The sequence below is a fragment of the Halosimplex amylolyticum genome, assembly GCF_051414035.1.
In the GTDB taxonomy this organism is placed as follows: domain Archaea; phylum Halobacteriota; class Halobacteria; order Halobacteriales; family Haloarculaceae; genus Halosimplex; species Halosimplex amylolyticum.
The window spans coordinates 200641-215758 of record NZ_JBLKNW010000003.1 but is presented as its reverse complement, the minus strand read 5'-3'; the positions used below and the strand labels follow the sequence as shown (position 1 = coordinate 215758).

Sequence of the window (15118 nt, the reverse complement as noted above, 5' to 3'; positions counted from 1 at the left end):
CGTCTCGGAAAAACGGACGAACTGGCCTTCTGCTGTCACGGTCTCCCTGTGGAGGCACTGTCCTGGCCCGTCCCAAAACTACGCGTATCGAGCCGAGCGCTCGGCGGAACTCCCGGGCAGTTCAGCATTTTCGGGGTGGAGCCTCCGGCCTCAAGGAGCGACTGGTGTGAGCGAGTAGGCCGGAGAGGAAACCGACATGGTACGACACAATCGGCATACTGCGACCGTCCGACTCCAGAATAAGTAAGAACCGTCAGAACTACATCTGAAATATGGAGGTCCGGCGTACCGCGCCCGTTAAACTCGTCGTTCCCGACGAGCGCCGCGACGACCTCCACGAATCCGCCCGGCAATTCCTCCACTGCGCTAACCGTGCCGCCGAGTTCTGTTGGTCCGACAACTCCTATACCGAGTGCGTCACGGCCAACACGACCACACGAGCCGCTCTTTACGACGAACTCCGTGACGAAACTGACCTCACCGCGAACCTCGTCCAGGAAGCCATCCGACGTGCCGTCCACGCTGTCACCGGCTGCGTCGAACGGTGGAAACAAGGGAAACGAGTGAGCCAACCGGTGTTTACGTCGTGGAGTATGCTCTACGACAAACGGAGTGCCACATTCTACCGGACCAAAGTCTCGCTCTCGACTGTCAACGGGCGTGTCGAGTGCGACTTTGAACTCCCCTCGGACAGCCCCACGCCATACGAGCAGTACGTGCTGTCCGAGGCGTTTGAGTTCCGAGCGAGTACGCTCCAGTACGACGCAATAGACGACGAGTTCTACTTCCACATCACCACCCGGAAGTATGACTCCGAAGGAGACGACGGTGAGGACGCAGAGGTTTCGGCAGATACCGGGTACCAAACAGTCCTCGGTATCGACCTCGGCGTCAACAGTCTCGCCGTAGCCTCCACTGGGCGCTTTTGGCAGGGAGACGACTACGACCACTGGTGCCGCGAGTTCGAGAAGCGACGCAGAGAAATGCAACAGCGCGGCACGCAGGCCGCACACAACGCCCTGCTTCGACTCGGGAAGCGCGAAGAAGCATGGCGGAAACAGTACATCCACACTGTCGCCAACGAACTCGTCACTGAAGCCGTCGAACACGATTGTGATGTTATCGCGTTCGAGGACTTGACCAATATTCGAGAACGACTACTGCAGGCGAAGTGGCACCACATATGGGCGTTCCGACGCCTGTACGAGTACGTCTCTTACAAGGCACCTGAGCGCAGTGTCTCCGTGGAGCAAGTCGAGCCCAATCACACGTCCCAACGCTGTTCTCGGACGGACTGTGGGTTCACGCACGATGGCAACCGCCACGGAGAACATTTCGAGTGCCAGAAGTGCGGGTACGAAGTGAACGCGGACTACAACGCCGCGAAGAACATCGGGACGCGGTACGCTCGGAAACGACAACATAGACTCCGTTCCTCGCCCACGTCGGGGGACGGAGACGCACCAGTAAACGTGCGTATAACTGGTGGGACGGTGAACGGCAAGAGTTACCAGCCGATTGCTGGGGACTGATTGCCGGGAGTCCACATCAAAGCCCCACCCTCAAAGACCGAGGCGCGTAGCGTCGAGGGAGTAGGGTGGGGTAGTTTACACGTAGCCGAGCTTCTCGAGCTGGTCGTCGACGTCTCGCCTGGACTCGCTCACGTCGGTCGTCTCCGGCGTGAACTCGGGTTCGTACTCGCCCGTGTCCTGCGCGACCGTCTCGATCCAGGGGACTTCGCGCAACACGCGCAGCGGGATCCCGTAGTGGCCGTAGATCCCCCACTCCCCGATGGCTTCGCCGTGGTCAGCGCTGATCACAGCCGTCTCGGCGTCGATGCTGTCGAGGAGGAGGTCGACGTAGTCGAGGACGTAATGGAGGTTGTCGCGGTAGCGGCGCCACTTCTCCGCTTTCGAGACGTGGCCGACGCGGATGTCGCGCCACTGGTTGAGCCACTTCTCGTGGAGGTCGGACTCGAAGCCGTCGAAGTGCGGGATGAACGGGTGGTGGGGCTGCATGTAGTGGACGATCATCCGCTCGGGGTCCTCGTTGCGCATGACGTCGATGGCGCGGTCGGTGATGTACTGGGGCTTGAACAGTTCGTCCTCGTCCTCCCAGGCGTATCGCCACACCTCGTCGAGCGTCGCGAAGTCCGCCTCGTCCAGGTACGTCTTCGAGTGGGGGTTGCCGGTGACCATCGCGGTCTCCGCCATCTCGTCGCGGTACTCGGCGGTGAAATTCTCCTCCATCCACTCCCCGGAGTTGCTGCCGAGGGAGGTGTGTCGGGTGTACGGTTCCAGGAACGGATACTCGTCGGCGACCTCGTCCATGAGGTCCGCCCGGCAGGCGTCGAGGATGATCAGGACGTCCCAGTCGCGCTCGAAGATGGGGACGCCGACGTCGTCTTCGAAGTGCTCGAACAGCAGCCTGACCGTCTCGGCGTGGGCGTCGTAGGAGACGCGCTTGCTCGCCGTGACCGGGTCCTCGTTCTGATAGTATTTTATGGTCCGATCGATCCCTTGCCGGATGCGTCCCATCATTTGATCCGATACGACTCCTGTAACTGACCTAATTATATTCCGTGTAACGCTCGACTGCCGGTGGGCCTGACCAGAGGCAGGCGTGACCGGGTCAACCGCCTCGTTCGTAATCGGTACGAAATCGTATCTATCGGTCGAGTATCGCTCTCATACTTTTGGGGTCCTCGGCGGATACGGCAAACGATGAAACGGACACGCATCGGACGACGCTCGTTTCTCGGTGGGGTCACGGCGTCGTTGGCAGGCCTCTCCGGCTGTAACAACTTCGGGTCCGACGCGACGGATTCCGGGACCCCCACGGGGACGCCGACCGAATCCACCACACCGCAGGACACCCCCCGCTCTCCCTCCGACGAGCCCCCCACGCCGAGCGATCCGACGGTGAAGAAGACGCTCGACGGGCTTGTCGTCCCGGTCGCTCCGGAACTGGAACCGGCGGACGCGATCGACCCGAACCAGACCGAGACGCCCGTCGGGGACGCCGTCGCGAAGATCGACGAGACCGGCGAGAACGAGGGGTTCGGCACCGTTCTGCTCCCCCCGTTCAAGGTCCAGGAAGCGGAGCCGATCGTTCCCAGCCAGTTCGTCGAGTTCGTCGGGTGGGGCGTGCACACCAGCGAGATCGAGTTCACCGACCTCGAACGCGACGGGTTCAGGATCACCCACCTGAAAGACGGCAAGTTCGTCTCGCTGGACGGGTTCACCGTCAGCGGCCTGGACAAGGGGGACCGCAGCGGCGGATCGGCGATCCACTTCGTCAACGACACCGGCGTCTCGCCGAAGCAGTTCAATATCGGGAACCTCGCGTTCCGGAACTGGATCGACCCCGTCGTCCACTGCGAGCAGGGGTCCCCCTTTGACTCCGTGTGGGGCCACCTCGACTTCGGCTACGACGCCAACGACGGCCGCGAAATCGTCCTCGAGAAGGGCCAGTCGCTCCTCGGCGTCCAGATCGGATACATCGGGGCCGGCAACGCGACGGGCGATCCCGTCTTCTACACGGACTTCGCCGGCGCGAAGGTCGATATCGGCTTCATCAACGTCGGGGGGTCGGCCGGACAGGCGGTCCGGATAAAGGCGGCCAAGAACGGGCACGTCCGCGTCGGCGGGATCAACTTCGAACCGGTCCGGACGACCGAGGACCCGATCGTCGCCATCCAGGGACAGGCGTCGACCCGGCTCGAGTACGTCCAGAACACCAACTCCGACGTGCGTTCGATGGTCCAGTTGCAGCACGCGAACGGCAACAACGTCATCGGTCCGCTGCTCGACAACGGCACCGTCCGGGTCGGCAAGATCGAGGTGACGAGCGACGCCGCCCGGCCGTCGTATTACTTCGGTCCGTCGTCGGACGTCGTCCACTCGGAGTCGGACGTCAGCGGTGGCGTCCGGGCCTTCGGCGACTCGAGCTGGGCCAGTGGAGAGACGATAGATCGCTCGGCTTCGTCGGGCGTCGCGCACTACTCGAACGCCTCCCCCTCCGACCTCGCGGCCGCGGAGTTCGCAGTGGACGTCGACGTCGACGGGACGGGGTCGACCGCCCTCCTGTTCAAGGACGGCGACGGGACGGTCCACCGGTGGGACGCGCAGCCCTCCGATCAGTCCGGCTGACGAGCGGCCCGGACCGGCGTCCGCTGGCCGTCACCGCCTCCGAGAACGGGTATTCGCCGCTGTTTTCCGTCCGGTGTCGCGTCGCCCCAGTGTCGGTGTACGATCGACCGAGAACGTTTCGGTTCGGACGGCGTAACCGTTGCTTACCGCCATCCATTGCGGAATAAGATCCTTCTTTCGGACGCGAATGGGGCTCCAATTCCCCGTCGATCTGGGACGTATCCGGTGACCGAACGTGACCGAACCCTAGCCAACCGCGAGTAACCCGTACGCGAACGGCCCGGACCGGTATTCAAACTGCACGAAGCGTTTTACCGGCATAGTTAACCCCTTCCTAACGCATGGACAAGAGTCGAGATCGGCGTGCGGAGAAGATCAAGGAGACGGCGACGCGCGGTAAGGAGAAGTTATCGGGGTATTTCGGCGATTCCGGGCAGTCAGAGAACAGTGCCGCGACGGGGCCGCCGCCGGGATCGGACCCCCGTTCTGGCATGCCTCGGCGGAGTATGCTCAAGTTACTGGGCGTCTCGGCCGGCACGGCGTTCGCCGGAACCGGGCTGGCGGCGGCGAGCGACGGGCCCCTCCACCTGCAGGTGCGACAGCCGACGGCCCTGTGCGACACCGTTCCGAACGACCGACACCTCGCACTCATCGAGGACAGCACACACGAGCGCGGACGCGGGTTCTACGCCGGCACGGGGTCCCAGACGTGGGCGTTCACCGGCTGGCTCAAGCAGACCAAGCCGAGCACGACGGCAAAGGGATCCATCACGCCCGCCAGTGACGCCTCCGAACCGTCCCATCGGCTCGTCTCGGTCACCCAACCGGGCGAGCTGCAAGCGTACCAGCCGACGGACCAGCACTTCGCCTTCGTCGAGGACCCGAGCCACGAGAAGGGCCGCGGGTTCTACACCGGCGGGTCCAACGGCACGTGGTACTTCGTCGGCTGGCTCGAACAGAACCGGCCGTCGAAGACGGCGGGGGGAGCCGTCTCGCCGAACGAGACGGCGTCCCAGCCGGGCGAACGACTGCTCCAGGTGAAGAACCCGAAGCGCCTCGAGGACCACGACCCGACCGACTACCACCTCGCGTTCATCGAGGACGCGAGTCACGAGAAGGGCCGCGGGTTCTACTCCGGCGGGTCCAACGGCACGTGGTACTTCGTCGGCTGGCTCGCACAGTCGCCGCCGTCCGGTGAGGCCAGCGACGTGATCGACCCGAACGGGAGCGAGTGCGGTGCCGACAGCGGCACCGACAGCGGGAGCGACGATACGAGCGGCGACGAGACCGACACGACCACCGGAACCGGTACCCTCTCGAACGGCGCGTGGTGCTGGTGGGGCGACGAGATCGGTCCGTACGAGTCCTGGCTCGGCGACCAGCTACAGGTCGTCGCTACCGGGCGCGGGAAGAACGAGTGGCAGCACTTCATCGACTTCGACACCCGCGACTTCCCCGAGCAGATAGACGGGAGCGACGACCGCATCCTCCTGCCGCACATCCCGATGGTGTCCCGCGAGGAGAACGACGCCATCGGGCGGACGCAGGCGCTCCGCAACCTGGCCGCCGGGAAGTACAACGACAAGTTCCGGTCGATGGCCGAGGGGTTCAAGGCCGACGGCTTCACGACCGACACCCTCGTGCTCCGCATCGGGAACGAGTTCAACATCGAGGCCCAGCCGTACTCGCCGGTCGGGACGTCGGTCTCGGCGGACACGTGGATCCAGGGATACCGACAGATCGTGGACGTGTGCCGCGACGTCCTCGGCGACGACCTGCGAACCGTCTGGGCGCCGCTCGTCCACTCGACGCAGATGTCGACCGACGAGGTGCTCGCCCACTACCCGGGAGCCGAGTACGCGATGGTCGGCGCCGACGTCTACGACAGCGCCCCGGCGTACGGGAAGCAGTCGAAGGCGCCCCAGGACATCGACTACGACAACGCGACGGAATCCGAGCGAGCGACGGTCCAGCAGTACGTCTGGGAGGAGAACCACTGCAAGGGGGACAAGTGGGGCGGCGACGGCGTCGGACTCGACGACATCGCCCAACTCGCGGCCGACGTCGGCCGTCCGATCGCGATCCCCGAGTGGGGGCTCAGTCACGACGGCTACGAGTGGGGCGGCGACGTGAATCCGGTGTTCGTCCAGAACATGTTCGACTGGATGAACGAACACGACGTCGCGTTCCACGCGTACTTCGAACACGACACGCCCCAGCAGAACCACGCGCTCGGCGAGGGCGACTTCGACTTCGCCACGGCGGAGACGACCTACCAGGGGACCTTCGGCGGGCAGTCCGTCACGGTCGACGACGGGTCCTCGCAAGAAGACACGGAAGAGGACACCGTCGACAGCGTCTCCGACAACTACGTCTTCCTCACCGAGAGCGATATCCAGACGCAGAAACAGCGCGTCGACGACGGGGCCCAGCCGTGGAAGTCGGCCTACGACGACCTCGTCTCGGACGCGAACAACTACCTCAACACGTCTCTCAGGTCCGTCACCGACAACGGGGGCGGCCACGACTACACCGCGGACAGTTCGCGACACGACTACAAGGCGTCGATCGAGATGTCCACGTGGGCGCGAGACTGCGCGCTCGCGTACCGGTTCACCGGTAACGACGCGTACGCCGCTCGCGCCGTCGAGATCATCCACCACTGGTGTCTCGGGGACGGCACCTACATGGAACCGACCGTGGAGATCGCGGGCCAGTCGGGGACGATCGAACAGCACATCACGATCCCCGCCTTCGCGTACGCGGCCTCGCTCGTTCGCGGTCACGCCGCGTGGGACGACTACGACGGCTCCCGGCCGTGGGACGGCGGTTCGTCCGGCAGCGCCGAGGCCGCGTTCCAGCAGTGGGTCGCGGACCGCGCCGACACCTACGTCGAGTCGCGGCCCGGCTACTGCGTCAAGAACAACAAGTGGGCGTGGCGCATCGTCGACCGGGCCGTCACCGCGGCGTACCTCCAGGACGACGCCGCGATGGAGAAAGCGAAGCAGATGTGGCAGGCCCAGGCGGAGCTGTGCGACGGGACGCCGCGGCCGTGGGGCGACTTCGTCAACAACTACAAGGACGGACGCGCCTACGACGGGACGGCGAACCCGAAGGAGAACGGCATCTTCAAGCTCGAACTCCACCGCAGCCAGGGCTTCGCCTACACCGCGTACAACCTGAAGGCGATGACCACGGCGCTGGTCGTCTTCGAGCGCTACGACGGGACCTCCCTCTACGGGTTCAACGCGCCGACCGACAACAAGAGCGGGTCCTCGCTGTGGAAGGCGTTCAACTGGTTCGAGGAGTACGTGCAGGACACGTCCGCGTGGAAGTGGAACTCCGGCGGCATCCCGAACAGTTCCGTCCAGAAGGCCACGTCAGCGTTCGAACTCGCCCACGCGCACTGGGGCGACTTCGACGGCGTCCTGAACGACCCCGACCAGATCGGCGGTCGCCCGCACTACGACTACCGACTGCTCGGGCACGTCACGCTGACCCACGGCGCGGAGTAGCCGTCTCCGCACTGCATCGACATTCGCGACCGACTCCACGGAACTGACGGCGCCGATACCACCGGACGCCGTCTCACACCGAACTGACGGCGACGGAATTGTCGCGGTCGGCGTCTCGGCGCCGTCAGGCGAGCGCGTCGACGAGCGACCGGATGTTCTTCTCGATGCCCCACCGGAACTGGAACGCCAGGAGGCCGACGGCCGCGACGTAGGTGACGACGCCGACCGCCAGGAGGAGCACGAACTCCAGTGGCCCGGCCGAGAGCGGGTTCTGCTGGTCGACGACGGTCACGGCGCCGAACATCGCGGCGCCGGCGAGGACCGGATACGCCACCTCCTTCAGCAGTCGCAGGTACGACCCCTCGATGGACTTGACGGCCAGGTGGACGTCGAGCGGGAACGTGGGGAAGACGTAGCTCCCGACGATGACGAGCGCGGTCCCCTCGATGCCGTAGGCGTTCGTCGCCGGCACGACGAAGATCGCGACGACCACCAGTCGCAACAAGGAGAGTTTCGTGACGTAATCGGGCCGACCGATGGCTTTCCACAGCGGCCCCATCGTCTTCCCGATGGACCGCAGGAGCGCGTATCCGGCGAGGATCTTCAGGACGGTGATGATCGGCGTCCACTCCTCGCCCATGAACGTCACGACGAACACGTCGGCGACGGCGGCGATACCGAAGGCGATCGGGACCGAGACGAACGCCGTCACCTGGAGCATCCGGTAGTACGAACTGCGCAGCGCCTCGACGTCGTCCTGTAGCGTCGAGAACGCGGGGAACATCACCCGCGAGACGACCTGCGTCACCTCGGTCGCGGGCGCGTTCGACAGCCGGTAGGCCGTCTGGTAGAAGCCCAGGGCCGTGGCCGAGAGCAGCCAGCCGACGACGACGTCGTCGCCCTCGCTGTTCAGGAAGTAGAGGATGGAGTTGCCGGTGATCCACTTCCCGTAGGAGACGAGTTCGGACGCCCGTTCCCGGTGGAACGAGAGCGACGGTCGGTAGGGGTGGGCCAGGTGCGAGACGACGAACTTCGCGAACTCGGCGGCGATCAGCCCGGCGGCGAGCGCCCAGACGGTCGGCGAGACGAGCGCCCACCCGAGCGAGACGGCGAACCGGGTGATGGACCCGCTCATCTGGTAGACGAACTCCAGGTGGAAGTCCAGGTCCTTCTGGAAGTAGACGATCGCCGGGTTCCGCAGCGCCATGAAGACGGGCGAGAGCGCGAGCACGCGCACGACCGCCGTCGCCCGGGGTTCGCTGAAGAACGACCCGACGACCGGCGCCAGCAGAAGGAGGATGCTCGCGAGGACCGCGCCGCGGGCGAGCTGGAGCGTCCACATGGTGTTCAGGTACCCATCGACGTTCTCCTCTTTCCGCTGGATGACCGCGGAGTTCAACCCGAGGTCCGAGAAGTCCCGCAGGCCGCTCAGCACCAGCAGCGCGATCCCCAGCAGCCCGAAGTCCGCCGGGTCCAGCAGGTTCGCGAGGATCACGATCATGACGATCTGGAGCATTCGCGAGACGACGTTCATCGCGCCCAGCCATGCCCCACTCTTGACGGTCTGCTGGAGGACGCTGCCGGTCGGCAGGAACCGATCGACGAGCGCTTTCAGCTTCTCTCTCATGGTCAGCGACGGTCGCTGTTCTCGTGTCCGGGCACCACCGCGTTCGTCCCGCCGTCCCGGGACGGCCCGCTGGTCGTCCGCCAGCCAGTCCGGACTCGCCCCGCTGCGTTCCGGCCGGAGCACTCAGGGGTCGTCGGACTCGGCGTCTCGATACGGCGGCGCTCGTCGCGTTCGCTATCTCGTCCACCGCCGATCCCCCCGGGAGACGAGGATCGGCGTGAGGGCGGCGTAGAACTGCTGGCGCGCTGTGTAGAATCTCTCATTGCGTATCGCTACACGATGGTAGCACAATGGCCATCATTAGTAACCGCTTCATAACGCCGGAGAGGGGGATTCGCAGCCGAACGGTACAGCGGTCTGGCCGCTTGTTCGCCGCCGTTCGTCGACGGTTCGCCGCGGTTCTGGTGACGCCGCTGCCGATCGACCGGTCGACGAGCGACCGTCCCGCTGCGAGGGCGTCACCGCCCCCCCGACGCGGGGCCGTCCGCTGGCGATACGGGGCTTACCGCGACTACGGGCTGTCTACTCAAGTGGTCGCCAGTCAAATCCCGGTTCGATCCCCTCCTCATGTGGCCCTGGGAACACCTCGCGCTCGGCTACGTCGCGTTTTCGCTCGTCTGGCGAGCCAGCCGCCGCGAGAGAGACGGCCGGGCCGCCGTGGCGGTCGGCGTCGGGACGCAGATCCCCGATATCGTCGACAAGGGGCTAGCGTGGCACCTCGACGTGCTGCCGGCCGCCCGCAGTCTCGCCCACTCGGCACTGGTCGCGGTCCCCGTCTCGGCGGTCGTGCTCGCGGTCGCCGCCCGCAAGCGGCGACCGGACCTGGGGTTCGCGTTCGTTATCGGCTATCTCACCCACCTGTTCGGGGACGCGCTGCCGCGGCTCGTCGACGGGTACTACCACAGCGTCGGGTTCCTCCTGTGGCCCATCCTCCCGGCGTCCCCGGATCAGGGCATGGGGACCGTCGTGGGCCGGTTTCGAGAGCTGGCGGCTTCCCCCGAGACGTACTTCGCGGCCGGTTCGTATCGGACCGTGTTCGTCCTGTTGATGGTCGCGCTCTGGATCGCCGACGGGGTACCGGGACCCGCCGACATCGGCCGATACCTGTGGCGGTCGTCACAGTTCCGGGGGAACGACTGACCGCGGACGGGCCGTGCCGACCGGCGCACGCCGCCACGGCTGGCTACTTCGGCTGAACGCTTCGGTGCCCGCGAATGGTCGTCTCGGTCGAACTGTTCAGCGTCCGCTCGCGCTTCGAATAGACGGACGGATCGGGCAACAAAAACAGTTCTCTGGGGAGTCAGTCACTCCGCGGGCTACCGCGCCCGATCGCCAGCGCTGCGCCAGTGAGACCGCTCCCCGTGACGATGAGGAACGGGACGAGCAGCGTGGGGACCGCCTGCAGGAGGTCGAAGCCGGCGGCCGAGGCCCTGGCGAGAGCGATGCCGAGGAACAGGCAGAACGTCCCCGGGATACCGAGGAGCCGTACCGGGCGGTCCGTCAGCGCTCTGTGGAGGACGCTCTGGACGAGGACGGCGCCGTGGACGATCGGATTGTGTGTGTTCGCCTCGACCACGTCATAGGTCACGTCGACCGGCGCTTCCACGAACTCGCAGTCCTCGTCGGCGGCGTGGAACAGGATGTCGACGCTCGCGTCCATCCCGTCGCTCAGATCGGCCCGGCACGCCAGCATCTCGATCGCCTCGGCGTCGTACGCGCGGAAGCCGCTCTGGGTGTCGTGGACGCGCGACGACGAGTAGCCGAACCGGAGGCTCAACCCGACGATGAGGTTGATGACGGCCAGTCCCACCCGCCGGTACAGCGGCGTCCCGCTCTGGGACCCGCCGACGAATCGGCTCCCGATGACGATGTCGGCACCGGACGACTGCTGGGTCCTGACGAGCATCGGGGCGTCTGCCGGGTCGTGCTGTCCGTCGGCGTCGACCACGACGAGGTGTTCGACGCCGCGTTCGTACGCCGTCTCGAATATCGTCTCCAGCGCGGCGCCGTAGCCCCGGTTGTCCCCGTGACGGACGACCGTCGCCCCCGCCGCTTCCGCCCGCGCGGCGGTCCGATCGTCGCTCCCGTCGTCGACGACGATCACGCTCCTGGCCGATTCGAGCGCTTCCGTGACGACGTCAGCGACCGTCTCTTCTTCGTTGTAAGCCGGGATCCCGATGACGATATCGTTACTCGATGGCCGAAGTCCGGTTGCGTGTATGCTCTGATCACTCATAGCGAGCCCCGGCGCGTTCGATCGCGCCGGTTCCTCTCACCGAAATATGGCAACTGAGATGAGGATAGTTACAGGCGTACTATTTCGGCGGCGAGGTGGATAGTACCTCTATAGTAGCCGGGAATAGACCACATAAACTCTGCTCCGTCGGTAGCGCAACCGGTAGCTAACAGCGCACTACCGTATAACCGGCTCGTCGGTATCTGATCGCTGTTCTGGAGTGACGGATCGGATTGCGGCACGAACAGCCCGCAATTATCTCTCAGCCCTGACCGACTGCCCTACGGCGGCTGTCGACGCATCGCACGTACCACTCGCCCTCGGACAACAGACGACCCCAGCCGACGTGTTCGGTGTCGTCGGACGAGTCGGCGACTCGGGGGCCGGGCCCGCGGAGTCTCGCGGGAGGTCCGAGACGAACTTCCGAGGCCGAGACCGCGGAGTCCCGGGCGTTCGTATCAAATTCTGGAGATACAAGACTCTGCTTACCGCCGTTACAAACTGTATAGTTATGGGCGATTCAGGCCGTTAGATAGCACGGCAATGAACTACAGGGACGTTTCAGATCTCCAGGAGACGACGCGCCAGATGGCGCACGATCTCCCGGCGGACATCGACCTGGTCGTGGCGATCCCGCGGAGCGGCCTGCTGGCAGCCAACCTGCTCTGTCTGTACATGGATGTCCCGATGACCGACGTCGACGGGCTCTGCCGTGGCCAACTGTTCGACACTGGCAACCGGTACGAGGAGTCGATGTCGCCGGAGGAGATCGACACCGCGCTCGTGTTCGACGACTCCGTGTACTCGGGGACCCAGATGACCGAGACGCAGGGGCGACTCCGCGAGAAGGACTTCTCCTTCGACCTCGAGTACGCCGCCGCGTACATCACCCGCGACACGCACGATTACGTGGACTACTGGGGCGAGGTGGTCCAGACTCCGCGGGCCTTCGAGTGGAACGTCTTGCACCACTACGACCTGATGAACTTCTGCGTCGACATCGACGGCGTGCTCTGTCGCGACCCGCACGAGGAGGAGAACGACGACGGGGAGAACTACCGTGAGTTCATCTCCGAGGTCGACCCGAAGATCCTGCCGAACCGGCGCATCGGCTGGCTCGTCACGTGCCGACTGGAGAAGTACCGCGAGGAGACGGAGGCGTGGCTCGGCAGGCACGACATCGAGTACGACAACCTCGTGATGATGGACCACCCGAGCATGGAGGCCCGACAGGAAGCCGGGGACTACGCCGAGTACAAGGCGAACGTCTACGAAGAGACGGGGGCGAAACTGTTCATCGAGAGCAGACCGCACCTGGCCGCCGAGATCTGCGACCTGACGAACAGGCCGGTGTACTGCTACGAGACCAACGAGATGGTCCAGCCGGGGAGGATCGGCGAGGCGTACCGCAAGAGCAACGACTACCTCTCGCTGTTCCGGGAGAATCCGGTCGGGTTCTCGATGGACACGGGCGAGTACCTGCTCAGCCGGGTGAAGAGCCGAATGCGGCGATAAGACCGCGTATAACCATATGACTATCGACCAGAGGTGCCAGCAGTAACTCCCACATGAACGCCTCGATACCCACCGGCAGAGTCCGACCGTTCGCCACGCACCGACGCCCGAGTCACGATCGACCATGAGTTTAGTCGTCCACGAACCCGCGATCGACGGCTCGGCGATCGAGTGCGAGGTGACGCCCCCTCGCGAACTCCGTCGGTTCTTCACGGGAGAGCCCTTCCGTGTGGAGTACGACGTCGACGTCTCGTCGGTCCCGCGGGCGATCGCGACGATCCCCGTTCTCGCGCACGTCTGCCCGGTCGCGTGGGCCAACGGCGTCGACGTGGACGTGCCCGTCGTCGACTCGACGTATCTCGACTCCCTCGAGCACGTGCGTTCGGTGCTGAGTCAGATGTACCCGACGTTCATGGACGGCGGCGAGATCCATGCCTCGGAGGTCGTCGACACGCGATCGGACCGGTCACCGGCCGACTTCGACGACTGCGGCATGTTGTTCAGCGGCGGCGTCGACTCCGTCGCCAGTTACGTCCGCCATCGCGACGAACGGCCCACGTTGATCAGCGTCCAGGGCTGGGTGGTCAGCGTCGACGAGGACGACCGCTGGGACACGGTCAAACGGCACGTCAACACGTTCGCCGCCGACCACGACCTCGACGTCCAGAACGTCCGATCGAACATGCTGTCGTGCCTGGACACGCCCATGTTGCAGGCACACTACAAGCGATTCGTCGACGGCGCGTGGTACAGCTCGGTCGGCCACGGGCTCGGACTGCTCTCGCTGTGTGCGCCGCTGTCGGACGCGCTCGGATTCGACACCGTCTACATCGCGTCGAGTCACACCGAGGCGTTCGGCCAGCCCTGGGGTTCGCACCCCGACATCGACGACAACGTCCGCTGGTCGTACACCCGGGGCGACCACGACGGCTACGAACTGAGCAGACAGGAGAAGGTCGAACTCGTCGCCGAGTACGTAGATTCGACCGGGCGAAAGTTCCCGATACGGACCTGCATCCACGACGGGAACGGGGGCAACTGCAACGAGTGCGAGAAGTGCTACCGGACGATGGTCGGGATGGTCCTCGCGGGGATCGACCCCAACCGGTTCGGGTACGAGATGGACGAGCGGACGTTCGAAGCGACTCGCGAAGCGCTCGAACGACGAGCGTTCGTGATGGACGACCACACGGTGTTCCACTGGCAGGACATCCAGGACCACGTCCGGGTCGACCGCGACTTCCCGATCGACGGCGCGACCGAGTTCTTCGAGTGGCTGGCGACCGTCGATATCGAGGAGATCGCAAAGTCGGCTTCCACGCCGGTCCACCACAAACTGATTCGCGCCGCAGCACGGAACGTCCCCTACCCCGTCTACAACTCGCTCTATCCCGTCTACGACCGCCTGAACGCGGAGTGAGGGCAGAACGTAGACGGAGGGGTGACAGGAGACAGACGAACGCGTCGGCGGGTCCGTGAACCCACTCAGCGGTCGAGGTTACGGGCGAGTATCGATTCGCAACTCGCGCAGCGCACCACTTCGTCGCCCTTGTACACGTCCGAAACGGTCGCCGACTCGCAGTCGCGACACTCAACGTCGGCCCTCGACCGCGAAGCCCGTACCTGCCCAGGCGACGGGACGAACGAGACTCTGCACCGGTACTCGGCCTGTTCAACGTCGTCGTCGTCGACAACGCGGCCGACCAGCGTCTCGTCCACCGTTCGGAGTTCTCGGTCGTTGGCCTCTCTCGACATGTGTACACGGAGACGTAATCACACAATAGTTATTCAGCAAATTATCGGCCGCTACGTCCGGGTATTCCGCTAATACCGTCCCAGCTCCTGCGGCTGACCGGGCCTGTCTCCCGGAGACGGAACCTACGCTCGGGGTCGACCTCCGGGACGGGTAGTCGGCGTTTTCCTATTATCGGGGGCGGTGATCGTGTGCATGAGAACCAGTGAGACCCCGTTCGCCCCCGAGGCCCGACTACAGCAGTCGACGTGACCGGGATGGACAGTCGTCCGAAGATTTCGATCCATCCAGAAACTTAAAAATGAACCCAGACCACAGATA

10 protein-coding genes are annotated in these 15118 nt (G+C 64.9%); 6 read left to right on the top strand and 4 right to left on the bottom strand.

The genetic code is table 11. From position 1 onward, the window contains the following. The first annotated feature begins 272 nt into the window (after window positions 1-272). On the top strand, window positions 273-1532 hold the full coding sequence (locus ACMGFE_RS16170; RefSeq protein ID WP_436926261.1) for an RNA-guided endonuclease InsQ/TnpB family protein: 1260 nt from the start codon (window positions 273-275) through the stop codon (window positions 1530-1532). A 75-nt stretch (window positions 1533-1607) separates the two neighbouring features. Here the strand turns inward: ACMGFE_RS16170 and ACMGFE_RS16165 are convergent, their stop codons facing one another. Then, on the bottom strand, window positions 1608-2540 hold the full coding sequence (locus tag ACMGFE_RS16165) for an alkaline phosphatase family protein (RefSeq protein ID WP_436926260.1): 933 nt from the start codon (window positions 2538-2540) through the stop codon (window positions 1608-1610). 183 nt (window positions 2541-2723) lie between these two features. Between ACMGFE_RS16165 and ACMGFE_RS16160 the strand changes: the two genes are divergently transcribed. Both ACMGFE_RS16160 and ACMGFE_RS16155 read left to right on the top strand, forming a co-directional pair. After that, window positions 2724-4151, top strand: a complete 1428-nt coding sequence (locus ACMGFE_RS16160; RefSeq protein ID WP_436926259.1) for a hypothetical protein — start codon at window positions 2724-2726, stop codon at window positions 4149-4151. A 506-nt stretch (window positions 4152-4657) separates the two neighbouring features. Then, on the top strand, window positions 4658-7666 hold the full coding sequence (locus tag ACMGFE_RS16155) for an alginate lyase family protein (protein ID WP_436926258.1): 3009 nt from the start codon (window positions 4658-4660) through the stop codon (window positions 7664-7666). A 124-nt stretch (window positions 7667-7790) separates the two neighbouring features. Here the strand turns inward: ACMGFE_RS16155 and ACMGFE_RS16150 are convergent, their stop codons facing one another. Further along, window positions 7791-9293, bottom strand: a complete 1503-nt coding sequence (locus ACMGFE_RS16150) for a lipopolysaccharide biosynthesis protein (RefSeq protein WP_436926257.1) — start codon at window positions 9291-9293, stop codon at window positions 7791-7793. A gap of 567 nt (window positions 9294-9860) precedes the next feature. Between ACMGFE_RS16150 and ACMGFE_RS16145 the strand changes: the two genes are divergently transcribed. Continuing rightward, window positions 9861-10433: a metal-dependent hydrolase gene (locus ACMGFE_RS16145; RefSeq protein ID WP_436926256.1), complete on the top strand. Its 573-nt coding sequence runs from the start codon at window positions 9861-9863 to the stop codon at window positions 10431-10433. 160 nt (window positions 10434-10593) lie between these two features. On the opposite strand, the gene ACMGFE_RS16140 is transcribed toward ACMGFE_RS16145, so the two are convergent. Then, window positions 10594-11529, bottom strand: a complete 936-nt coding sequence (locus tag ACMGFE_RS16140) for a glycosyltransferase family 2 protein (protein ID WP_436926255.1) — start codon at window positions 11527-11529, stop codon at window positions 10594-10596. Window positions 11530-12072: 543 nt separating this feature from the next. On the opposite strand from ACMGFE_RS16140, the gene ACMGFE_RS16135 reads away from it, so the two are divergent. Together ACMGFE_RS16135 and ACMGFE_RS16130 are read left to right on the top strand one after the other, a co-directional pair. Further along, window positions 12073-13044, top strand: coding sequence for a phosphoribosyltransferase (locus ACMGFE_RS16135; RefSeq protein WP_436926254.1), 972 nt, complete (start codon window positions 12073-12075; stop codon window positions 13042-13044). Between the two features lie 124 nt (window positions 13045-13168). Continuing rightward, window positions 13169-14464 carry a hypothetical protein gene (locus tag ACMGFE_RS16130; RefSeq protein WP_436926253.1) on the top strand — a complete coding sequence of 432 codons (1296 nt, stop codon included), beginning with the start codon at window positions 13169-13171 and terminating at the stop codon, window positions 14462-14464. Window positions 14465-14529: 65 nt separating this feature from the next. Here ACMGFE_RS16130 and ACMGFE_RS16125 read toward each other — a convergent pair whose 3' ends face one another. Next, on the bottom strand, window positions 14530-14799 hold the full coding sequence (locus tag ACMGFE_RS16125) for a hypothetical protein (RefSeq protein ID WP_436926252.1): 270 nt from the start codon (window positions 14797-14799) through the stop codon (window positions 14530-14532). Window positions 14800-15118: the final 319 nt, after the last annotated feature.